We start from the raw sequence: 21752 nt of genomic DNA, 5'->3' as shown, positions 1-21752 counted from the left end.
GAACGGGACCGGCGGACGCCCGCCGGTCCCGTTCCGCAGGGTGGGACCGGTGACGCTGCCGATGAGTTCCGGCGGCCCGGGCAGTCACCCCTGCGTGGAGATCACCCGACTGGTACTGCCCGGCCCCGCCCCGACCCGGCGGGACGCGGCCCTGCTCTGCGCCCGGCTGACGCAGCTGTACGAGGACGGGGCGGACGCCGTGGAATGCGACGTCGGGGCCGTCACGGCGCCGGACCTCGCGCTCGTCGAGGCCCTGGCCCGGCTGCGGCTCGCCGCGCGCGGGCGGCCGCTGCGGGTGGTCGGGGCCTCGCCCGCGCTACGCGCCCTGCTGGGCCTGGTCGGACTCCTCCAGCTGCTCGGGGAGGCCGAAGAGGGGGAACCAGCGGGCGGTGTCCAGGAAGGCGTTCAGTCCGGTGATCCGCCCGTCTGAGACCTCCAGGACCTGGAGCGCCCACGGCGTCCACCCCGGGGCCCCGTCCTCCCGCGGCCGGTACTGGCCGAAGGCCGGCAGCCCGTTCGCCGTGGTCGGCACCAGGCGGGAGCCCTTGCAGCCGATGCCCTGGTTCAGATGCCACGCCGCGATGTCCGCGGGCCCCTGGAGCCACAGGTCGAACGGCGGCATCGACAGCACCGCGTCCTCGTGCAGCAAGGCCGTCAGCCGCGAGATGTCGTACGCCTCGAAGGCCGAGAGGTACTGCTCCAGCAGCTTCACCTGCTCCGCGTCGAGCGGGTCCGCCGTCTGGCTCTCGCGCATCCGGGTCGCCGAGAGCGTCGCCCGGGCCCGCTGGAGGGCGCTGTTCACCGAGGCCACCGTCGTGTCCAGCAGGGTCGCGACCTCGTCCGCCTTCCACGCCAGCACCTCGCGCAGGATCAGCACCGCGCGCTGCTTCGCCGGCAGGTGCTGGAGCGCCGCCACGAACGCCAGCCGTACGGATTCCTTCGCCAGCGCCATCTCGGCCGGATCGGCGGTCTGCGGCAGCACCCGCCCGTCCGGCACCGGCTCCAGCCAGGTCACCTCCGGCCGCTCGTTGAGCACGGCGGAGGCCTGGTGCTGCGGGGCGCTGAGGTCCATCGGGCGGGCCCGCTTCTTCCCCGCGCTCAGCAGGTCCAGGCAGACGTTCGTGGCGATCCGGTACAGCCACGAGCGCAGCGAGGAGCGGCCCTCGAACTTGTCGAAGCTTCGCCAGGCCCGGACGTACGTGTCCTGCACCGCGTCCTCGGCGTCGAACGAAGAGCCGAGCATGCGGTAGCAGTAGCCGGTGAGCTCGACCCGGTAGCGGTCCATCGCCGCGTCCAGGTCGGATTCGATACTCGTGGCGACGTCACTCATGACTGTCTTCCCCCAGTAGGTCCGATACCTCGAAAGCTACCGGAGGGGTCTGACAACGGCAGCCGGACGGCCCCGCGGGCCCCGCCTACGTGCCCGGCTTGCGCCCGTAGACGTACACGTCGTCGCCCTTGGCCAGCAGGTTCCAGTACGCCTTGGCGTCCGCCGACCGCATGTTGACGCACCCGCCCGACCCCGGAGGGTTCCACATGCTCTTCTCCACCGAGTGGAAGGCGATCCCGCCGTCGAAGAACTGCGCGTACGGCATCGACACGTCGTAGATCGTCGACCAGTGGTCGATGCTGCGGTAGTAGATCCGCTTCAGGCCGGTCCGGGTCTCGGTGCCGTCCTTCCCGGTCCGCACCGGGACCGGGCCGTACGTGAGGGCGGCGCCGTCCTGGACCCAGCTGAGCTGGCGGGTCAGGTCGACGCAGGCGATCCGGCCCAGGTCCACCGGGCACTTGCCGTCCTTGTTCGGGTCGGTGCCCGCCGCCCGCTGCGCCAGCATCGTGCTCATGGTCTGCCAGGTGAGCGGCCCGGCGTACCCCGCGGTCGGGGTGATCCCGTGCTTCGCCTGGAACGCCTTGATCGCCTGGCAGTCGGCCGCGGACTGCGACCCGTCGGCCGGCCGCCCGAGGAACTGCTCCACCTGCCGCTGGTACGGCCCCGTGGTCATGTTGCACGAGCCGGCGGCCCGCGCCGCGCCGCCCCCGCCGACCACCAGCGGGACCGCGAGCGCCACCGCCCCGCAGACCACCGCCGCCGCCCGCCGCCCCGTACGCATCCGCATGTATGTCACGTCGTACTCCCTCCCGCCCCACTCCTTCCCGGCGGGGAGGCGCAACGCGCCGGAGCCCGGGGCGGCTTGTGCCTCCGGGCTCCGTAATTCCGCTCGTACCGATGCCGTATGCACCGGTCCCGCCGCCTCCGTATCAGCGTGCGGCGGCCAGCGAACCGTGGCGCCGCTCGTGGCGCCGCTCCGCCCGCGCCGCGTGCGATCCGTAGAGGGTGATCGACACGACGCCGAGCACGGCCAGCAGCGCGATGCCCACCGTCGCCGCCCAGCCCGCCGAGTGGTAGGCGAGCGCGCCGAGCGTGCCGCCCGCGCTGGAGCCGAGGTAGTACGCGGACTGGTACAGCGCCGAGGCCTGCGCCCGGCCCGAGGCCGCGGTCCGGCTCACCGCGGCCGACGCCACCGCGTGGCCCGCGAAGAAACCGGCGGTGATCAGGACCAGCCCGGCCAGGATCGCGGCCAGCGAGTCCGCCAGGGACAGCAGCAGGCCCAGCGCGGTCGTGGTCACCGCCAGGTACAGCGCCCCGCGCCGCCCCGCCCGGGCCACCAGCTGCCCGGCCGCCGCCGAGGAGACCGTACCGACCAGGTAGATCAGGAAGATCGACCCGATCACGCCCTGTCCGAGGGAGAAGGGCTCGTCCACCAGCCGGTAGCCGATGACCGTGTACACGGCGCCGAACACGGTCATGAACAGCGCGCCGATCCCGTACAGGCGCAGCAGCAGCGGATCCCGCAGGTGCCCGGCGACCGTACGGCCCACCGCGCGCGGGTTCAGCGAGGCCGGGCGGAAGAACCGCGCCCGGGGCAGGAGCACCAGGAACGCCACCGCGCAGGCCAGAGCCATGACCCCGACGGCCAGCAGTCCGCCGCGCCAGCCCCAGGCCTGGGCCGCCCAGCCGGTGACGAGCCGCCCGCTCATGCCGCCGATGGAGTTGCCCGCCACGAACAGGCCGATCGCGCCCACCAGCGCCTTCGGCTTGACCTCCTCCGCCAGGTACGCCATCGCGGAGGCCGGGATGCCGGCGATCGCCGCGCCCTGGACGGCGCGCAGCACCACCAGCCACTCCAGGTTCGGCGCGAACGGCACGAGGAGGCCGACGCCGACGGCGACCAGCATGGAGACGGTCATCATCCGCGTCCGCCCGAAGCGCTCGGAGAGCGCGCTGAGCGGCAGGACGAAGAGGGCGAGGGCGCCGGTGGCCGCGGACACGGTCCAGCTGGCCTGACCCGCCGTCACCCCGAACCCGTCGGAGATCGCGGGCAGCAGCGCCTGGGTGGAGTAGAGGAGGGCGAACGTCGCGAGGCCGGCGGCGAAGAGCGCGAGGCTCATGCGGCGGTAGCCGGGGCGGCCGGGGGCGTGGGCTTCCGGTGCGGCAGGAGACGACGGGGTGGAGGCACCCGTGGTGACAGGTGCCCCGGTATGAACGGGAGGCATGCCAAAACCGTAGACCCGCCTCGTTTCATGCGTCCAATGCACAGAACCGCGATAATCGATCCACTGGTGCATGAGTGCAGCTCGGAAGGGTGCCTGTCAATGAACCGTTACGAAGAAGACATGGCGGTGACAGGTTTGCTGGCCCCGCGACTGGCGTATTTCGCCGCCGTCGCCCGCCACGAGCACGTCACCCGCGCCGCCCACGAGCTGGGCGTCCCGCAGTCCACCCTGTCCCGGGCCATGGTCCGCCTCGAACAGGACCTCGGCGTCACCCTGTTCGCCCGCAAGGGCCGCACCGTCGCCCTCACCACCGCCGGGCGGACCTTCCTCGCCTCGGCCGAGCGGGCCCTCGCCGAGATCGCCCGCGCCGCCGAGTCGGTGCAGCTGGACGCCGATCCGGCCCTCGGCAAGGTGGCGTTCGGCTTCCTGCACACGCTCGGCCCCGAGACCGTGCCCGGGCTGATCCGCGCCTTCCGCGCCGACCACCCGCGCGTGCGCTTCTCGTTGGTGCAGAACTACGGCGAGGCCATGCTGGAGAAACTGCGGGCCGGTGAGCTCGACCTCTGCCTGACCTCGCCCCTTCCGGACGCCCCCGACCTGGTCGCCCGCCGCCTCGACGAGCAGCGGCTGCGCCTGGTGGTCCCCGACGACCACCGCCTGGCCACGCGCAAGCGCATCCGCCTCGCCGAGGCCGCCGAGGAAACCTTCGTCACCCTGGAGGCCGGCTACGGTCTGCGCCGCATCACCGACGACCTGTGCGCGGAGGCCGGGTTCACCCCCCGGGTCGCCTTCGAGGGCGAGGAGGCCGAGACCCTGCGCGGGCTGGTCGCGGCGGGCCTGGGCGTGGCCCTGCTGCCGCCCCCGGCCGTGCCCCGTCCCGGGGTGGTCGAGCTGACGGTGACGGCCCCCCGCGCGGTCCGCGAGATCGGCGTGGCCTGGCTCGACGGCCACCGCGACACCCGCCCGGTGGCCGAGTTCAAACGGTTCCTGCTCTCCCGCCGCGGCCGCCTCATCCCCGAACTGCACGGCGGGCACCTCGGGCAGCCGGGTCAGGACCCGGCGCCGCCCGTGTCGTCCGCGTCGGCCGCGCCGCCCGCGTCGGCCGGCGGGGCGGCCGGGGAGAGCAAGTAGCCCGCCTGGAAGCGGGACTTGGCGCCCACCGCGCGCATGATCTCCGCGATGTGGCGCTGGCAGGTGCGCTCCGACATGCCGAGCCGGCGCGCGATCACCTTGTCCTCCAGGCCCTCCGCCAGCAGCCGTACGATCAGCTGGCGCAGCTCGTCCGAGAGCGAGCGCGCCGCCTCCGGGCCCACCGTCGTCGGGAACGGCTCCGCCGCCACCCACGCCCGCTCGAACGCCGCCGCCATGAAGTGCACCACCGCGGGTTCGCGCACCACCAGCGCCGCCCCGGCGCGGTCCGGCACCGACATCACCCCGGTGCGCCCGTCGAAGACGAGCATCCGCATCAGCCCGTCGCCCAGCGTCCGCACCTGCGCCCCCAGCGCCGTCACCCGTTCCACGTACGCCGCCGTGGGCCGCGAGTAGCGCGCCGTGTGCTGGTAGACCGTACGCATCCGCACCCCGCGTCCCAGCAGCGACTCGTCCCGCCCGATCGCCTCCTCCAGCGTCTCCACCGGCCTGCCCCCGCCCGGCTGCGAGGTCAGCAGCTCCTGCCCGCATCCGGCGACCAGCTCCGCGATCAGCCCGCGCACCGCCCCCAGGTCGGTGACCAGCTCCAGCTCCGCCGGCCCCGACCCGTTGCGCTCCAGGTGCGCCGCCCCCGCCTCGTAGGCCGGGACCAGCGCCTCCAGCCGGCCGCGCAGCCGGTCCATCTCGTCGTGGGTCTCCCGTACGAGCAGGGCCAGCGGGGCCAGCGCCCGGGCCGCGGCCGCCCGCGGCGCGACCGCGCTCCACCGGTCCCGGCCGTTGCCGGGGGCCCGCTGGAGCAGGTGCGCGGCGGCCAGCTCGGTGATCGCGGCGGCCGCCCGCGCCCCGAGGTCCGCGGTGGCCTCGGCCTCGGCGAAGGAGTGCCGCTCCACGGCGTACGCGTACAGCCGCCGGGCTGCGCGGCTCAGGTCGCCCCCGGACGGCGGATCGGCTTCGTCGGCTGGCACGGCTGGCATAGGCGTATTCGTCCCGGCTTGTGGATGTTTATAAACCCCTCGTATTCCCGCAAGGCGGCAAGACGACGCCCGATTCGGCGCATGGCGCATATGCCGAACCGGCACAGTGGTCACACCGGGTGAAGGGGGAAACGCGGTGACGGGGGAGCGGGAGCGGGCACGGAGGACCGGGCGGGGGCCCATGGCGGTCCTGCTGAGCCCGCGCCCCGCCGTGGTGGCCGCCGCCCGACGGGCGGGCGCGCGCACCGTGGTGGTCGCGCCGGGTCCGCCGGTGCCGTCCGACCGTGAGGGGGCGGAGCGGCGGGTACCGGCGGACTGGCGCGACCACGGCCGCCTGGTGACCGCCGTCGGCCGGCTGGACGCGGTCCGCCGCGGACGGGCCCGCGTCTTCGGCTTCGACCCGGCCGCGGCGCTGGCCGCCGCCCGCGCCAACGAGGCCCTGGGCCTGCCGGGCACCCCCGCCGCGGCCGTCGCCGCCCTCATGGACAAGGCCGCCCTGCGCGCCCGCTCCAACGCGTTACACGCCGTGCGGCCCGTCTCCTTCGTACGCTGCGGGCGCGCCGCGCTGATCCCCTTCCTCGCCGCCCTGATCGGCTTCCCCTGCGTGGTCAAACCCCGCTCGGGCGTCCTCGGCGAGGGAGTGCGGCTGCTGGCGGGCCCGGCCGGGGCGGAGGCCGCCGTCCGCGACTACCCCGAGGTCACCGACCTCCTCGTCGAGGAGTACCTGGAGGGCCCCGAGCTCGCGGTCGAGGCCCTCTCCCGCGAGGGCCGCCACCGCGTCCTCGGCTGGACCCGCCGGATCCCGGGTCCGGGGGCCGCCGCCGTCACCGCCACCGGGCACGAGCTGCCCGTCGCGCTCCCGGCCGAGGCCGCGGCGTCCGTACGGGCCCTGGTGCGCGGGGTCCTCGACCTCGCCGGACACCGCGACGGGCCCTCCCACACCGAGCTCGTCCTCACCCCGTACGGCCCCCGCCTCATCGAGGCGCACGCCCACCCCGGCGCCGAGGAGCTCGTCTCGCTGCTCCGGCTCGCCCACGGCACCGACGTGCTCGCCCTCGGCGTCGCCGCCGGACTGGGACTGCCCGAGCCGGCGCACCACCCGCGCGCCGCGTACGCCGGTCTGCGCTACGTGGACTTCCCGCCCGGCACCCGCCTCGCCCGGACCCGCCCCGCACTGGCCGCCGCCCGCGCCGTGCCGGGGGTGTTCCGGGTGGGGCTCCAGGTGCCGCCGGGGGCGACGGTGCTCGGGCCCCCGACCGGCTCGCTGCACCACGCCCACGTCCTGGCCACCGCCCCGACGGCGGGCTCCCTGGCCCGCGCCCTGGACCGGTCCGCGGCCCTGCTCGGCGGCCGCCCGGGACCCCTCACCCCGGATTCACGCGGGATTCACGTACCGCCGCCACCGTGGGGACATGGCCCTCACTCGGCGTGAAGTTCTGGCGAGCGGCGTCTCCGGCGCCGCCGCGGTCACCACCCCGCACCTGTCCGCGCCCTCGCCGGACACCAGGATCCTGAGCGGCACGATCCCCCCGGGCGCCCCCGACTTCGTCGAAATACCCCTCGACGTACCGCGCGGCGTACGCGAGTTACGGGTGTCGTACACGTACGGCAGGCCCCCCGTACCGCCCGGCACCCCCGGCAACGCCCTCGACATCGGCATCTTCGACGAGCACGGCACCGGCCTCGGCGGCCGCGGCTTCCGCGGCTGGTCCGGCGGCGCCCGCAGCGAGTTCTTCCTCCGCGCCGACGAGGCGACCCCCGGCTACCTGCCCGGCCCGATCGGCGCCGGCCGCTGGCACGTCCTGCTCGGCCCGTACACCGTCGCCCCCCAGGGACTGCCGTACGAGATCACCGCACGCTTCACCTTCGGCGAGCCGGGCCGCACCCCCCGCCCCGTCCACCCGCCCCAGCGCGCCCGGGGCCGCGGCCGGGCCTGGTACCGGGGCGACTGCCACATCCACTCGGTCCACTCCGACGGGCGGCGCACCCCCGCCGAGATAGCGGCCCTGGCCCGCGCGGCCGGCCTGGACTTCATCAACTCCTCGGAGCACAACACCCACAGCGCGCACGCCGCCTGGGCCGACGCGCTCTCCCCGGACCTCCTGATCATGACCGGCGAGGAGATCACCACCCGCACCGGCCACGTCCTGGCCGTCGGCACCGACCCGGGCACCTTCGTCGACTGGCGCTACCGGGCCCGCGAGAACCGCTTCGGCCGGTTCGCCCGTACGATCCGGGGCGCGGGCGGCCTGGTCGTACCCGCCCACCCGCACGCCACCTGCATCGGCTGCGCCTGGAAGTTCGGCTTCGGCGAGGCCGACGCCGTCGAGGTGTGGAACGGGCCCTGGACCCCGGACGACGAGGTCTCCCTGGCCTCCTGGGACGCCACCCTGCGCGGCGCGGACGGCGAGCACTGGCTGCCGGCCGTGGCCAACAGCGACCACCACCGCGACCCGGACCTGGTCGGCGGCCCGCAGACCGTGGTCCTGGCCGAGGACCTGACGCGGGAGGCGATCCTCGCGGGCATCCGGGCCGGGCGGTCCTACGGAGCCGAGTCCGCGGGCGTCTCGGTGGCCTTCGAGGCCGTGGGCCCGCGCGGGGAGCGCGCCGGGGTCGGGGAACGGCTGCGCGCGGCCCCGGACGCGGACGTCCTGATCCGGCTCGCGGTCACCGGCGCCCCCGGCTGCGAACTGAGGCTGGTCACCGACCAGGGCCTGGCCCTGACCTCGACGGACGCGGCCCTCGAATGGCGCACCAGCCCCGCCCGCTCGGCGTACGTACGGGCCGAGGTCCGCCACCCCGCCACGCTCCCACCCCTGCCGGGCGCCCTGGCGGCGTTCACGAACCCGGTGTGGCTGCCGGCGGGCTGAGAGCGGCGCGGGTCAGGTCAGGAGGCCGGCTGCGCGTACGCGCCGAAGCCGGTCCAGTCGACGGCGACGCACTGCTCGTCGCCGAGGACCCAGGCGTCGTGGCCGGGCTCGACCTGCATGAAGTCGCCGGGGCCGTACTCCTCGCTCGCCCCGTCGTCCATGACCACCTTCATCCGGCCGCTCACCACGTAACCCGTGTGGGCGGCCTGGCAGCTGTCCGTACCCGCCAGCGGCTTGATGTGCTGCGACCAGCGCCAGCCCGGCTCGAACACCGCACGGCCCACGGCCCCGCCGTCGGTCTGGATCACGTCGAGCCGGCCCTTGCCGTCAGCGAACGGACGGGTCTCGTCCGCCTGGTCGAAGCTTTTGCGCACGATCGCGGCCATACCGCATCGCCTCCCGCGGAGAAGCGCCCCGAGTCCACTCCTCACTCTACGCTCGGCCGACCCGGAGCCTCATCCCCGCAGCGAACGCCCGAACCCGCTCGCGAGCGGCATGCGCAGCCCCAGCGGCGGCGGCGCGGCAAGCGCGTCCGTCACCGGCCGCGAGAACCGCCCCGTGAACATCGAGCCCAGCACGAAATCCACGGACAGCGCCACGACTTCCGCCTGGTGCTCGCGCAGCCGGTGCCCGTCCGAGTGCACCTCGAACCGGCAAGTGGAACGGTTCGCCTTCTTCGCCTGCGCCGCCAGCCGAAACGATGCTTCCGGGTCGCTGTGCGCGTCGTTCGTCCCGTGCACGATCAGCACCTGCCGCCCCGACAGCTGTTTCACCGGTTCCGGGGAGTCCGCGCAGACCGCCTCACCCAGGGAAGGGGCAAGGGCCAGCACCGAGTTGACGGCCTCGTGGCCCGCCGCGCGCAGCGCCGCCCGGCCTCCCGCGTCGTACCCGGCGAGGCACACCGGCACGTCCCCGTACCTGCGCACCACCTCGTCGGCCGCCCACCGGGCATCGTCCTCCCGGCAGGCGCCCCTGGCGTGCAGCACGGTGTGCGTGACCAGCCCGTCCGCCCCGCCCGCCCGGACCAGCGCCCGGGCCAGCGGGCGTACCGGGCCGGGGGACCATCTGGACCCGCCGGGAAGTAAGAGGACGACCCCGTTGACCGTGTTGCCTTCTGAGACCGAGCCGTTCGCGCCGGCCGCCCGCCCCAGGCGGGCCCCGCGCGCCGGCGGCGCATGCTGTGCCATGGCGGAACAGTCTCAGACTGACAGGTGTACGCGACCCGTCCGTACGGTCTCTGTTACGTATCGACCCCTGTCGCCGGCGCGCTGCTCTACGCGCGTAGGAGTAGAGTGCCCGGATGACGAGCGAGACCCCCAACCTGCCGACCCCGGATCAGATCCGCCGCTCCCCGAAGGTGCTGCTCCACGACCACCTCGACGGTGGCCTGCGCCCCGGGACCATCATCGAGCTGGCCCGCGAGGTCGGCTACGAGAACCTCCCCGAGACCGATGCCGACAAGCTGGGCATCTGGTTCCGCGAAGCCGCCGACTCCGGCTCCCTGCCGCGCTACCTGGAGACGTTCGCGCACACGTGCGCCGTCATGCAGACGAAGGAGGCGCTGTTCCGGGTCGCCGCCGAGTGCGCCGAGGACCTGGCCGAGGACGGCGTCGTGTACGCCGAGATCCGCTACGCGCCCGAGCAGCACCTGGAAGCCGGCCTGACCCTCGAAGAGGTCGTCGAGGCCGTGAACGAGGGCTTCCGCGAGGGCGAGCGCCGCGCGAAGGCCAACGGCCACCGCATCCGCGTCGGCGCCCTGCTCACCGCGATGCGCCACGCCGCCCGCGCGCTGGAGATCGCGGAGCTGGCCAACCGCTACCGCGACAACGGCGTGGTCGGCTTCGACATCGCCGGTGCCGAGGCCGGGTTCCCTCCCACCCGCCACCTGGACGCGTTCGAGTACCTCAAGCGCGAGAACAACCACTTCACGATCCACGCGGGCGAGGCCTTCGGCCTGCCGTCGATCTGGCAGGCCCTGCAGTGGTGCGGCGCCGACCGCCTGGGTCACGGCGTGAAGATCATCGACGACATCGAGGTCGCCGCCGACGGCTCCGTGAAGCTGGGCCGGCTGGCCTCGTACGTCCGGGACAAGCGCATCCCCCTGGAGATGTGCCCCACCTCGAACCTGCAGACCGCCGCGGCCGCCTCGTACGCCGAGCACCCGATCGGGCTGCTGCGCAAGCTGCACTTCAGGCTGACGGTCAACACCGACAACCGCCTGATGAGCGGTACCAGCATGAGCCGCGAGTTCGAGCACCTGGTCGACACCTTCGGCTACACGCTCGACGACATGCAGTGGTTCACCGTCAATGCGATGAAGTCCGCGTTCATTCCTTTCGATGAACGACTGGCCATGATCAATGAGGTCATCAAGCCCGGCTATGCCGAGCTGAAGTCGGAATGGCTGTTCCAGCAGACCGTCTCGACCAGCGGTTCTGTCGTGGCCTAGGCCATGGCATGACAGACGGAAAGCGCCCGGGAGGAGCAATTCCCGGGCGCTTTCTCGTATTTACGTATGTTTGCGGGCTGGGGTTTGAAGTGACTAGTTTGCGGAGCCGCTCAATTCCCCGTCGCAAGGACTAAATCTTCATGAAGAAGTCAGCTGCCAAGACCCTCGGTGCCGCCGTCATCGGCGCCGCCTTCGTCGCCGCCGCCGCGGGCACCGCCTCCGCCGCCCCCGCCCTGCCGGCGGTCGGCCTCGGCGACGCGCTGGGCACCGTGACCGGCGCCGCGCAGGGACTCACGAGCCAGCAGAAGGTCAGCGCCGAGGACGGCCAGCAGTCGAGCGACCCGGCCGCCCCCCTCAACCAGCTCACCGACGCGGTCGGCCCCACCCTCGGCGGCCTGCCCATCGGCGGCGCGCTCGGCGGCTGACCACCGCCGCTCGGCGGCTGATCCCCGCCGGCCCTCCGCGGAACCCCCGCGGATTTTCGTACGCGCACGCACGTGGCGCACGCTCGTTCGATCGGGTGTGTGCCACGTCGTGGCGTGTGCCACGATCACCACCAACTGCCCGCCGACGCACTGGGTATGAGGTCATCGGTCATGCGCTTGAAGGCACGAGTCACGGTCGGAGCGGCCACCGCCGCACTGCTCCCCGCCCTCCTCCTGGGGGCCGTGGGGTGCAGCAGCAACAAGGAAGCCCCCGCGGCCGGCAAGACGCCCGACCCCAAGGGCTCGGCCCCCTCGGGCTCGGCCGCCGCGACCCCGGGCACCACCCCGAGCGGCGCGGCCGCACCGAAGGCCGGAGCGAGCAAGCTGGAGCGCTCCGCCCTCGAACAGGGCGATCTGCCCGGCTACCAGGTCTCGGCGCAGGGCAAGAACCCGAACGCCCCCGACGGTCAGCCGCAGGCCGACCGCAAGGCCTGCCAGCCCCTGGCCGACATCATGGGCGACAAGCCGGACCCGGCCGCCCGCGAGACCGTCAACCGCGGCATCGGCTCCCAGAAGCAGGTCGGACTCGCCGTCTCCGCCTCCGTCAGCTCGTACGCCGAGGGCGACGCCAAGGCGCTCATCGCCCGCCTCAAGAGCGCCGTCGGCGCCTGCGGCACGGGCTTCACCGCCACCGTCGACAAGCAGAGCGGCAGCTACCGCGACGTACGGGCCGCCGAGTACAAGACGGCCGGCGACGAGACCGTCAGCTGGACCACCACCGCGGCCGCCCAGAGCGTCTCGGCACAGGTCCACGTGGTCGTCGTCCGCCAGGGCGCCACCGTCGTACGGCTGATGGCCCTCAACGTCGCCGGGGGCCAGCAGAAGGCGCTGGTCCCGCAAGAGGTGGCGGACAAGCAGCTGGAAAAGGTCCGCGGCGCGGGCTGACGACCCGGGATCCCCGCCTCTTCCGCTTTACCAGGCGTTGGAGGCGGACTTCTCGTTCGGCAGGAGCAGCCACAGCGCCAGGTAGATCAGGAACTGCGGACCGGGCAGCAGGCACGAGACGACGAAAATAAGGCGCATCGTGTTCGCGGATATTCCGAAGCGACGCGCCAGTCCGGCGCAGACGCCGCCGATCCAGCGACCGTCACGGGGGCGGACAATGGCGCTCATGGGTTCTCCTCCGGGGCATTCGGCGGGAGGTTTTCCCGCGATGCCTCAATACTCCCGCGGCACCGCGGACAGGACGTCGGTCCAGGGGCCGAGCCCGACCCTGGGAATTCTCGGGGTGGACCCCTGAGAGGACCGCTCGGAGCGGCGCGCGCGCCGCAGCCGCGCACGCAGCGCCGGTACGACGGCCACGTGCGCGAGGACGACGCCCAGCCCGTTCAGCAGCACCGAGTCCACGTCGACCACCTGCCCGGGAACGCCGCTCTGGAGCATCTCGATGAGGAGCGAGACCAGCAGGCCCGCGGCGGCGGTACGGCCCAGCGAGGACCACGCGGCCAGCGGCGACGGCGCCAGGTTCCCGTTGGCGAGCGGCAGCAGCACCCCGAGCGGGGCCAGCAGCGCCAGGCTCTCACCGATCCGCCGGGCCGCCTCCAGCGGGCCGTACGAGAGGTCCGCGCGGATCCCCTCCAGCGGGGTCAGATTGGCCGCGGCGGCCCAGGGCACGTCCAGCGGCCGCAGGGTGAGCCAGCCGACGAGGAGGAGGTGGGCGACCAGCAGCCCCCCGCCCAGGAGCCGGAGCCGGAGGTGAATGGCGGTGGCGGCACTGCGGCCGACCTCGTTGCGCTGCACATGTGCGAGGACGCAGACCCCGGTGGCCGCGGTTCCGGTCGCAAGCCGTGAGCGGGCCCGCACCGGCCCGTACGGCCCATCAGGGCCGGGCGCGGCCGGGACTGCCGGGCGCGGGGGCCGGCGTCAGCGGACGGCGATCAGCACGACCAGGGACAAGGCGCCGAGGACCGCGGGGGCGATGATCTCGTACGCCCAGCGCACGCGCACGCCGCCCTGGGCGCCGGGCCGCGAGGCACCGCGCTCGGCCAGCTGCCGCAGCTCGTCGACCACCTGATCGGCCGGGGCCAGCTGCGGATCGGCGGCGGCCGCCGCCCCGGACCCGCCCGCCGAGCCCGCGCCCCGGCCGGCGAGCCCGCCGCGCCCGGGGAGCGACTGCCGGTTCTGCTGCCGGTTCGCCTTCTTCCGCGCGCGCAGCGAGACCGGGACGGCCCACAGCTGGTACTTCGACCCGTCCGCCAGCGCCTCCGCCGAGTACCCCGCGCGCACCGCGTCCACGGCGCCCCAGGGCAGCTCGATGACCCGGAACGGGTTCCGCACGCGCATCCGGTCGGCATTGGCGAAAACGGCCGGGCGGACGGTGAACGCCACGGTCAGCGGTACGGCCAGCAGGCCGATCGCCGCGGCGAACCAGGGGGTGTTCCCCGAGCCCCGCACGAGGGCGTCCCCGCACAGCCACGCGATGAGCGCGAGCAGCAGGACCCCGGTGACGACGGCCATGGGGGAGCGGTAGACCCGGTCTTCGTACGCCGGCTCTTCAGGGGGCTGCTGGCTGCTCATGGGGCCGATTCTGCCTCACGTCATCTCAGCCGACGAGATCGGCGTACACGATGATGTTGTCCGGGCGGTGCCCGTCGGTGATCTCGCCGCCGCAGGTGATCAGCCGCAGCTCGGGGTGCGCGGTGTTCCCGTACACCCGGGCGGTCGGGAATTGCCTCTTGTCGACCTGCTCCAGCGCGCGCACCCGGAAGACGGCGGCGCCGCCGTCCGCCCGGGAGACGGTGATCTCGTCCCCGGCGTGGATCTTGGCCACGTCGCGCAGGACGGCCGGGCCGCGCGCGGTGTCGTAGTGCCCGATCAGCACGGCAGGGCCGGTCTCGCCCGGGGTGACGCCCCCGGTGTACCAGCCGATCCGGTCCCCGTCCGCGACGGACGGCACCTCGACCGTGCCGTCGGCGGCCAGCCCCAGCTTCAGCAGCGGTCCCGTATCCACGCCGGCCGCGGGGATCCGTACCCGTACGGGCTCGGAGGCGGGCAGCGCGGCGGCGGGCGCGGCCGACGCCGCCCCGGCGGACGGGGCCGGCGCCGGGGCCGTGGCGATGCGGGGCGCGGGCGGGAGCGCCGGCGCGGCCGCCGTGCCGGTGCAGCCGCTCAGGGCGGCGAGGACGAGCGGGCCGAGCAGGGCGGCGGCGAGCGGGGTACGGGGGCGGCGGGCCATGGGGGAGCTCCGGGGAAACGGGCCCGGCGGGCCACCGTGGAGGCGGCCCGCCGGAAGGGGTGTGGGTGGTGCGGTACTGCGTGGCCTGAGGAGGGCCGTGACGTGCTGTGGGTGTTGCGGGTGCTCCGGGTGCTCCGGGTGCTCCGGGTGTTGCGGTGATGCCGGCGATGCGGTGATGCGGATCTTGCCGGCGATGCGGGGGAGGTGCAGGGGGCGTGCCTCCCGGCCGTCACCGAGGCGGGTCAGGCGCGGCCGCGGGAGCCGCGGTTGCGGGCGGCCCATGCCGCGCCGAGCCCGGCGAGGATCGCGAGCAGACCGCCGCCGGCCGCCAGGGTGGTGGTGTCGTCGGTGTCCTCGGCGGCGACCTCGGCGCCCGCCGCGACCGCGCCCTGCGGCACGACCACCGTCTGCGCGCCGGTCTGCGGCTTGACGTCGGCGGCCTGCTTCACGGAGGCGGCCTCGGCGGGGGCCTTGGCGGGGGCCTTGGTGGTGGGCGCGGCCGCCGGCAGCAGGTAGAAGTCCGAGGCGCCCGCGCCCTGCACGCGGACGGTGAGGCCGTAGCGGCCGTCGTCCGTCTTCGCGAGCCGGTAGTCGGTGCCGTCGACCACCGCGTGGGGGGCGGAGGGGTTCAGCGTCGCCAGCACGCGGCCCGCCCAGCCGTCGGCCGGCTTCCAGTCCTCGGAGACGGCGCGGATCCAGACCTCGGGGCCCTCGGCGCCGTTGCGCAGCACCGCGAGCCGGCCCTTGCCGACGAGCACCATCTCCCCGTCGTAGCGGTCGTCGTCGGCCGTCGTGACCGGGGTCTTCGGGGTCTCGGGGGACTTCGGGTCCTGCGGGGCGGGCTCGACCGGGGTCTTCGGCGCCTCCGGGGCCTTCGGGGACTCGGCCTTCGGCAGCGGGTAGGACGCGGTGGCGCCGTCCTTGGTGACCGTCAGCACCGGGGTGCTGGTGTCCGCCTTGGTGAGCTTCAGGCTGAGCCCGCCCACCGTGTCGCCGGTGTGGGAGCGGTCCAGCATGGTCAGGACGCGGACCATGTAGACGTCGCCCGGCTTCCACTGCTCGCCCACGGCGCGGATCCAGGCCTCGGGGCCCTCGGGCCCGTTGCGCAGCACCGCGACGAGGCCCCCGCCGATGTAGACCGGCTCGCCCGCGTAGCGGTCGTCGTCCGAGACCGTCCCGTACACCGAATGCGTCACGGCCGGCGCGGCCGGCGCGGCGAGCGCGGTCGCGGCCGGTGCGAGGAGGGCCCCGGCGAGGGCGGCGGTGACGATCGAGGTGCGGAGGGCGGAACGCATAACGACTCCTGGAAGCTGTGTCGCGGGAAGGTGGGAGAGTCGCATGCCCCTTTTTCTCTACGGGTTCTCTGCCGAGGCTTTCATCCGGTGAGGTCTGGCGGGCTGCTGAAGAGAAATTTACGGATCTTGTTCGACTGAACCATGGGCTTCCTGTCTCCGCCATGTAACAGGAAAAGCGGAGGTCAGCGGTCCGCGGTTCGGTCCGCACCCCGGCCCCCGCCACGCCCGGATGTGCCCCGGTCCGCACAGATGTGCGCCCGTGGGGGGTGACAGGCCGCTACGCGCGTAGATATGCTCATCTGGTGACCATGCCCACCACCCTCACCGCATTCGCTGACGTGACGACGTCCGACAGCGCGCTGCGCCGCTTCCTGCACGGGCTGCCCGGCGTAGACGCCGTCGGCCTGGAGGCCCGCGCGGCCGCGCTCGGTACCCGTTCGATCAAGACCACGGCCAAGGCGTACGCCATTGACCTGGCCATTTCGATGATCGACCTGACCACGCTTGAGGGTGCGGACACCCCGGGCAAGGTCCGAGCGCTCTCCGCCAAGGCCGTCAACCCCGACCCGACCGACCGCAGCACGCCCATGACCGCGGCGGTCTGCGTCTACCCCGACATGGTGGCCACCGCCAAGGCCGCCCTGAACGGCGCCGACGTCAAGGTGGCCTCCGTCGCGACGGCCTTCCCGGCCGGCCGCGCCGCGCTGCCCGTCAAGCTCGCCGACACCCGTGACGCCGTGGCCGCCGGCGCCGACGAGATCGACATGGTCATCGACCGTGGCGCCTTCCTCGCCGGCCGCTACCTGGACACGTACGAGCTGATCAAGGCCGTCAAGGAGGCGTGCGTACGCCCCGACGGCACCGCCGCCCGCCTCAAGGTCATCTTCGAGACCGGCGAACTGTCGACGTACGACAACATCCGCCGGGCCTCCTGGATCGGCATGCTCGCGGGCGCCGACTTCATCAAGACCTCCACCGGCAAGGTCGGCGTCAACGCCACCCCCGCCAACACGCTGCTGATGCTCGAAGCCGTCCGTGACTTCAAGGCGCAGACTGGAATCCAGATCGGCGTGAAGCCGGCCGGCGGCATCCGGACCACCAAGGACGCCATCAAGTTCCTGGTCCTGGTCAACGAGACCGTGGGCGAGGACTGGCTGTCCAACCACTGGTTCCGCTTCGGCGCCTCCAGCCTGCTGAACGACCTGCTCATGCAGCGCCAGAAGCTGAGCACCGGGCGTTACTCCGGTCCCGACTACGTGACGGTGGACTGATCACCATGGCATCCCTTTTCGAGTACGCACCGGCCCCCGAGTCGCGTTCCGTCGTCGACATCGCCCCCTCGTACGGGCTCTTCATCGACGGTGAGTTCACCGACGCCGCCGACGGCAAGGTCTTCAAGACCGTCTCCCCGTCGTCCGAGGAGGTCCTCTCCGAGGTCGCCCAGGCCGGCGCCGCCGACGTGGACCGCGCCGTCAAGGCCGCCCGCAAGGCCTTCGTGACCTGGTCCGCGCTGCCCGGCTCCGAGCGCGCCAAGTACCTGTTCCGCATCGCCCGGATCATCCAGGAGCGCAGCCGCGAGCTGGCCGTCCTGGAGACCCTGGACAACGGCAAGCCGATCAAGGAGACCCGCGACGCGGACCTCCCGCTCGTCGCCGCGCACTTCTTCTACTACGCGGGCTGGGCCGACAAGCTCGACCACGCGGGCTACGGCGCGAACCCGCGCCCGCTCGGCGTGGCCGGCCAGGTCATCCCGTGGAACTTCCCGCTGCTGATGCTGGCGTGGAAGATCGCCCCGGCGCTCGCCACCGGCAACACGGTGGTCCTCAAGCCCGCCGAGACGACCCCGCTCACCGCGCTGTTCTTCGCGGACATCTGCCGCCAGGCGGGCCTGCCCAAGGGCGTCGTGAACATCCTCACCGGCTACGGGGACGCGGGCGCGGCCCTCGTCGAGCACCCGGACGTCAACAAGGTCGCCTTCACCGGCTCGACCGCGGTCGGCAAGGCCATCGCCCGCCAGATCGCCGGTACGGACAAGAAGGTCACCCTGGAGCTGGGCGGCAAGGGCGCCAACATCGTCTTCGACGACGCCCCCATCGACCAGGCCGTCGAGGGCATCGTCAACGGCATCTTCTTCAACCAGGGCCAGGTCTGCTGCGCGGGCTCGCGCCTGCTCGTCCAGGAGTCGATCCACGACGAGCTGCTGGACTCCCTCAAGCGCCGCCTCTCCACGCTGCGCCTGGGCGACCCGCTCGACAAGAACACCGACATCGGCGCGATCAACTCCGCCGAGCAGCTGGCCCGGATCACCGCGCTCGCGGAGACCGGCGAGGCCGAGGGCGCCGAGCGCTGGTCCCCGGCGTGCGAGCTGCCGTCCTCCGGCTACTGGTTCGCCCCGACGCTCTTCACGAACGTCACCCAGGCGCACACCGTCGCCCGCGACGAGATCTTCGGCCCGGTGCTGTCCGTGCTGACGTTCCGTACGCCCGACGAGGCCGTCGCCAAGGCCAACAACAGCCAGTACGGCCTGTCCGCCGGCATCTGGACGGAGAAGGGCTCGCGCATCCTCGCGGTCGCGAACAAGCTCCGCGCGGGCGTCGTCTGGGCCAACACGTTCAACAAGTTCGACCCGACCTCGCCCTTCGGCGGTTACAAGGAGTCGGGCTTCGGCCGCGAGGGCGGCCGCCACGGCCTGGAGGGCTACCTCGATGTCTGAGTCGTCGTCGGCGCGTCTGAGCGTCTTCAAGACCTACAAGCTGTACGTCGGGGGCAAGTTCCCCCGCTCCGAGAGCGGCCGGGTGTACGAGGTGCAGGACTCCAAGGGCAAGTGGCTGGCCAACGCCCCCCTGTCCTCCCGCAAGGACGCGCGTGACGCGGTCGTCGCGGCCCGCAAGGCCTTCGGTGGCTGGTCGGGCGCGACCGCGTACAACCGCGGGCAGATCCTCTACCGCGTCGCCGAGATGCTGGAGGGCCGCCGCGAGCAGTTCGTCCGCGAGGTCGGCGAGGCCGAGGGCCTGTCCAAGTCGAAGGCGGGCGCCGTCGTCGACGCGGCCATCGACCGCTGGGTCTGGTACGCGGGCTGGACCGACAAGATCGGCCAGATCGTGGGCGGGGCCAACCCGGTCGCGGGTCCGTTCTTCAACCTCTCCACCCCGGAGCCGACGGGCGTCGTCACGGTCGTCGCCCCGCAGGACTCCTCGTTCCTGGGCCTGATCTCGGTGATCGCCCCGGTGATCGCGACCGGCAACACGGTGGTCGTCATCGCCTCGGAGAAGGCGCCGCTCCCGGCGCTCTCCCTGGGCGAGGTGCTGGCCACCTCCGACCTGCCCGGCGGCGTGGTCAACATCCTGTCCGGCAAGGCCGGCGAGATGGGCCCGCACCTGGCGTCCCACCAGGACGTCAACGCGATCGACCTGGCGGGCGCGGACGCGGCGCTGGCCAAGGAGCTGGAGATCGCGGCGGCCGACAACCTCAAGCGCGTCCTGCGTCCACAGCCTGTGGACGACTGGAGCGCCGACCCGGGCACGTCGCGCATGACGGCGTTCCTGGAGACGAAGACGGTCTGGCACCCGACGGGTTCGCTGGGTTCGGGCGGATCCTCGTACTGACGGATCCCCCTGCGAAACCGGCCCCGGCAGCGTCCCTCCCCCCAGCCAGCGCTGGGAGGTGCTCGCTGCCGGGGCCTTTTCGCGCCCTGGTACGGCCGCTGCGGCTGTGACCGCTACCGCGGCAGCAGCGGGCCGAGCAGCGAGGACGCGGCCGCCTGCGGCAGTTCGCCGACGGACGGACCCTGCGTCAGGATCCCCGTGACCATGGTCGTGCCGACCGCGGGGAAGTCGGCGACCCTGGTGGCCACGCCGTTGTCGAGCGGATCCACGCCGGTGTGCGCCAGCGGGTTCACCTTGAGGTTCGCGATGGGGTTCGCGACCCCGTCGAGGGCCGCGGGTACGGAGAGCTCACCGGCCTGCGCGCCACCGGCGGCCATGGCCAGGGCCGCACCGGCCATGGAGAGCGTGATGCCTGCGGAGCGCAGCGTGGAGCTGCCGGGGGCTGCGTGACGTGCCATGGGGATCCCGCCTGAGGTCGTAGTCGCGTGCGTACGCAGCGTAGTTGAGGTGTGATCCTCGATACCAACCGCCCACCGGAGGCATCCCCTGCGCGGGGGAATGGTTCACACTGGTGTCCTGTGAGCGCCTCCTCTCCTTTGCCTACGCGTGTCGTCCTGCTGACCGGGCCCTCGGGGTCCGGCAAGTCCAGGCTGGCCGCCCGCTCCGGGTTGCCGGTGCTGCGTCTGGACGACTTCTACAAGGAGGCGGACGACCCGAGCCTCCCGCTGGTCGAGGGCAGTTCCGACATCGACTGGGACTCGCCGCAGTCGTGGGACGCGGACGCGGCGGTCACCGCGATCGTGGAGCTGTGCGCGGGCGGCCGTACCGAGGTGCCGGTGTACTCCATCGCCACCTCCTCCCGTACCGGTACGGAGACGCTGGACATCTCCCGCACCCCGCTGTTCATCGCGGAGGGGATCTTCGCGGCCGACATCGTGGCCCGGTGCCAGGAGATGGGGTTGCTGGCCGACGCGATCTGCCTGCGCGGGCGGCCCTCGACGACGTTCCGCCGCAGGCTCGCGCGCGACCTGCGCGAGGGCCGCAAGTCGCTGCCGTTCCTGCTGCGCAGGGGATGGCGGCTGATGCGGGCGGAGCGGGGCATCGTGGCCCGGCACACCGCCCTGGGCGCGCACGCCTGCGCCCGCGACGAGGCGCTCGGCCGCCTGGCCGCCTGCGCGGCGGGCCGCCACCGCACGACGGCCGCGGCGTAGCGCCGGGCACCCCGTAGCACCGGACACCCGGTAGCAGGGGACAGCCGACGCGCCGGACACCCGGTAGCGCCGGGCACCTCACACACCGGACACCCCGTAGCCGCGCCGGACGTACGAGAAGGCGGGACCATGCGGACCCCCGGCCGCCCGATCCCGCCTTCTCCCCCCGCAGGCCCCCGTCCCACCCCCGTAGGACGGGCCCCCTGGCCCATGGTCTTGGTGTGCCGCGTTACGCGACGAGCTCCCCGAAGGACTCCGCCTCGTCGCTGCCGAAGCTCAGCGCCTCGTCGTCCCGCAGCCGACGCAGCGAGCGCCAGATGCTCGACTTCACCGTGCCGACGCTGATGCCCAGGATCTCGGCGATCTCCGGGTCCGTACGGCCCTCGTAGTACCGCAGCACCAGCATCGTGCGCTGCGGCTCCGGGATGCGGGCCAGCGCCTGCCACAGCACCGCGCGCAGCTCCGTACCCCGCATCGCGTCCGTGTCGGAGGCCGTCTCCGGGAGCTCCTCCGTCGGGTACTCGTTGAGCTTGCGCCGGCGCCAGGCGCTGATGTGCAGGTTCGTCATCGTGCGGCGCAGGTACCCGCCGACGGCGGCCTTGTCGCTGATCCGGTCCCAGGCGCGATACGTGGAGAACAGCGCGCTCTGGAGCAGGTCCTCGGCTTCGTAACGGTCACCGGTCAGGTGGAAGGCCGTCGCGTAGAGGGCGGCCCGCCGCTCCTGCACGTACGCCGTGAACTCGGCCTCCGAAGTGGCGGAGAGCTCGGGCGTGCGCTGCACCGGGAGGGCGGAGGCGGTCTGGTACGTGTTCGCGTCGATGGCCACCGTGTGCGCCGGCCGCGGACGGGCGACCGTCACCGAACGGGCACCTGCCCGGCGGTTCACATCGTGCAGCCGCGTGACAACCGCGCTGGTGGTGGTGCTGTGCAGCGTGTTCATCTCGCGCCCCCCGTCGTGGAGTCTGCTTCGGATCCTGCTCGGTT

General features: G+C 73.3%; 23 protein-coding genes and 1 pseudogene. 11 read left to right on the top strand and 13 right to left on the bottom strand.

All coding sequences use genetic code 11. The features are described from left to right. Positions 1-49 precede the first annotated feature (49 nt). On the top strand, positions 50-430 hold the full coding sequence (locus tag CP980_RS13005; RefSeq protein ID WP_229906946.1) for an STAS domain-containing protein: 381 nt from the start codon (positions 50-52) through the stop codon (positions 428-430). Here the strand turns inward: CP980_RS13005 and CP980_RS13000 are convergent. The 3 genes from CP980_RS13000 to CP980_RS12990 form a co-directional block, all read right to left on the bottom strand. Next, entirely contained in the window at positions 317-1330 is a 1014-nt protein-coding gene (locus CP980_RS13000) for a sigma-70 family RNA polymerase sigma factor (RefSeq protein WP_150528224.1), read from the bottom strand. The genes CP980_RS13005 and CP980_RS13000 overlap by 114 nt on opposite strands. An 85-nt stretch (positions 1331-1415) precedes the next feature. Beyond that, positions 1416-2117, bottom strand: coding sequence for a L,D-transpeptidase family protein (locus CP980_RS12995; RefSeq protein ID WP_132757191.1), 702 nt, complete (start codon positions 2115-2117; stop codon positions 1416-1418). 142 nt (positions 2118-2259) lie between these two features. Beyond that, positions 2260-3555 carry an MFS transporter gene (locus tag CP980_RS12990; protein WP_132756227.1) on the bottom strand — a complete coding sequence of 432 codons (1296 nt, stop codon included), beginning with the start codon at positions 3553-3555 and terminating at the stop codon, positions 2260-2262. 63 nt (positions 3556-3618) lie between these two features. On the opposite strand from CP980_RS12990, the pseudogene CP980_RS12985 reads away from it, so the two are divergent. After that, positions 3619-4575: pseudogene (locus tag CP980_RS12985) on the top strand (LysR family transcriptional regulator); the annotation flags it as partial. A gap of 29 nt (positions 4576-4604) precedes the next feature. Here CP980_RS12985 and CP980_RS12980 read toward each other — a convergent pair. After that, on the bottom strand, positions 4605-5669 hold the full coding sequence (locus tag CP980_RS12980; protein ID WP_229906945.1) for a helix-turn-helix transcriptional regulator: 1065 nt from the start codon (positions 5667-5669) through the stop codon (positions 4605-4607). Between the two features lie 190 nt (positions 5670-5859). Here CP980_RS12980 and CP980_RS12975 point away from each other — a divergent pair, with 190 nt between their 5' ends. Both CP980_RS12975 and CP980_RS12970 read left to right on the top strand, forming a co-directional pair. Then, positions 5860-7110: an ATP-grasp domain-containing protein gene (locus CP980_RS12975; protein ID WP_150528222.1), complete on the top strand. Its 1251-nt coding sequence runs from the start codon at positions 5860-5862 to the stop codon at positions 7108-7110. Beyond that, positions 7091-8548 (top strand): CehA/McbA family metallohydrolase, encoded by a 1458-nt coding sequence (locus CP980_RS12970; protein ID WP_150528221.1) that lies wholly within the window; start codon positions 7091-7093, stop codon positions 8546-8548. Before CP980_RS12975 ends, CP980_RS12970 begins: the two co-directional genes overlap by 20 nt. Before the next feature lie 17 nt (positions 8549-8565). On the opposite strand, the gene CP980_RS12965 is transcribed toward CP980_RS12970, so the two are convergent. Beyond that, complete coding sequence (locus tag CP980_RS12965; RefSeq protein ID WP_099889812.1) at positions 8566-8934, bottom strand: cupin domain-containing protein; 369 nt, start codon at positions 8932-8934, stop codon at positions 8566-8568. 69 nt (positions 8935-9003) lie between these two features. After that, a complete protein-coding gene (locus CP980_RS12960) occupies positions 9004-9735 on the bottom strand; it encodes an alpha/beta hydrolase (RefSeq protein ID WP_099889811.1) in 732 nt (243 codons plus the stop codon). Between the two features lie 113 nt (positions 9736-9848). Between CP980_RS12960 and CP980_RS12955 the strand changes: the two genes are divergently transcribed. From CP980_RS12955 to CP980_RS12945, 3 genes are all read left to right on the top strand, one after another. After that, entirely contained in the window at positions 9849-10997 is a 1149-nt protein-coding gene (locus CP980_RS12955) for an adenosine deaminase (RefSeq protein WP_132756235.1), read from the top strand. Positions 10998-11137: 140 nt separating this feature from the next. Continuing rightward, positions 11138-11422, top strand: coding sequence for a hypothetical protein (locus CP980_RS12950; RefSeq protein ID WP_099889809.1), 285 nt, complete (start codon positions 11138-11140; stop codon positions 11420-11422). A 171-nt stretch (positions 11423-11593) separates the two neighbouring features. Next, positions 11594-12367 carry a hypothetical protein gene (locus CP980_RS12945; protein ID WP_150528220.1) on the top strand — a complete coding sequence of 258 codons (774 nt, stop codon included), beginning with the start codon at positions 11594-11596 and terminating at the stop codon, positions 12365-12367. A gap of 27 nt (positions 12368-12394) precedes the next feature. Here CP980_RS12945 and CP980_RS12940 read toward each other — a convergent pair whose 3' ends face one another. The 5 genes from CP980_RS12940 to CP980_RS35090 form a co-directional block, all read right to left on the bottom strand. Next, positions 12395-12595, bottom strand: a complete 201-nt coding sequence (locus CP980_RS12940; RefSeq protein ID WP_099889807.1) for a PspC domain-containing protein — start codon at positions 12593-12595, stop codon at positions 12395-12397. Positions 12596-12640: 45 nt separating this feature from the next. After that, entirely contained in the window at positions 12641-13222 is a 582-nt protein-coding gene (locus tag CP980_RS12935; RefSeq protein ID WP_132756239.1) for a VanZ family protein, read from the bottom strand. 123 nt (positions 13223-13345) lie between these two features. Next, positions 13346-13999, bottom strand: coding sequence for a PH domain-containing protein (locus CP980_RS12930; protein ID WP_150528219.1), 654 nt, complete (start codon positions 13997-13999; stop codon positions 13346-13348). A gap of 25 nt (positions 14000-14024) precedes the next feature. Next, the gene (locus tag CP980_RS12925; RefSeq protein WP_150528218.1) at positions 14025-14657 is read right to left on the bottom strand and encodes a class F sortase; all 633 of its coding nucleotides are present in this window, start codon (positions 14655-14657) and stop codon (positions 14025-14027) included. 242 nt (positions 14658-14899) lie between these two features. Then, complete coding sequence (locus tag CP980_RS35090) at positions 14900-15952, bottom strand: hypothetical protein (RefSeq protein ID WP_167535827.1); 1053 nt, start codon at positions 15950-15952, stop codon at positions 14900-14902. Positions 15953-16260: 308 nt separating this feature from the next. On the opposite strand from CP980_RS35090, the gene deoC reads away from it, so the two are divergent. Genes deoC through CP980_RS12905 form a run of 3 tightly spaced genes read left to right on the top strand, consistent with a single transcriptional unit; the run spans position 16261 to position 19557 of the window. Beyond that, a complete protein-coding gene (deoC, locus tag CP980_RS12915) occupies positions 16261-17223 on the top strand; it encodes a deoxyribose-phosphate aldolase (protein WP_099889803.1) in 963 nt (320 codons plus the stop codon). 5 nt (positions 17224-17228) lie between these two features. Then, a complete protein-coding gene (locus tag CP980_RS12910) occupies positions 17229-18665 on the top strand; it encodes an aldehyde dehydrogenase family protein (protein ID WP_030865367.1) in 1437 nt (478 codons plus the stop codon). Beyond that, positions 18658-19557: an aldehyde dehydrogenase family protein gene (locus CP980_RS12905; RefSeq protein WP_150528217.1), complete on the top strand. Its 900-nt coding sequence runs from the start codon at positions 18658-18660 to the stop codon at positions 19555-19557. The genes CP980_RS12910 and CP980_RS12905 overlap by 8 nt, the downstream gene beginning before the upstream one ends. 113 nt (positions 19558-19670) lie before the next feature. Here CP980_RS12905 and CP980_RS12900 read toward each other — a convergent pair whose 3' ends face one another. Beyond that, positions 19671-20015: a hypothetical protein gene (locus CP980_RS12900; protein WP_099889801.1), complete on the bottom strand. Its 345-nt coding sequence runs from the start codon at positions 20013-20015 to the stop codon at positions 19671-19673. A 54-nt stretch (positions 20016-20069) separates the two neighbouring features. On the opposite strand from CP980_RS12900, the gene CP980_RS12895 reads away from it, so the two are divergent. Further along, complete coding sequence (locus CP980_RS12895) at positions 20070-20768, top strand: uridine kinase family protein (protein ID WP_150530211.1); 699 nt, start codon at positions 20070-20072, stop codon at positions 20766-20768. 229 nt (positions 20769-20997) lie between these two features. On the opposite strand, the gene CP980_RS12890 is transcribed toward CP980_RS12895, so the two are convergent. Next, entirely contained in the window at positions 20998-21708 is a 711-nt protein-coding gene (locus tag CP980_RS12890; RefSeq protein ID WP_150528216.1) for a SigE family RNA polymerase sigma factor, read from the bottom strand. Between the last annotated feature and the right edge of the window lie 44 nt (positions 21709-21752).

The sequence above is a fragment of the Streptomyces vinaceus genome, assembly GCF_008704935.1.
In the GTDB taxonomy this organism is placed as follows: domain Bacteria; phylum Actinomycetota; class Actinomycetes; order Streptomycetales; family Streptomycetaceae; genus Streptomyces; species Streptomyces vinaceus.
Note: the sequence above shows the minus strand (reverse complement) of the source record. Positions and strands in the feature narration are given on the sequence as shown.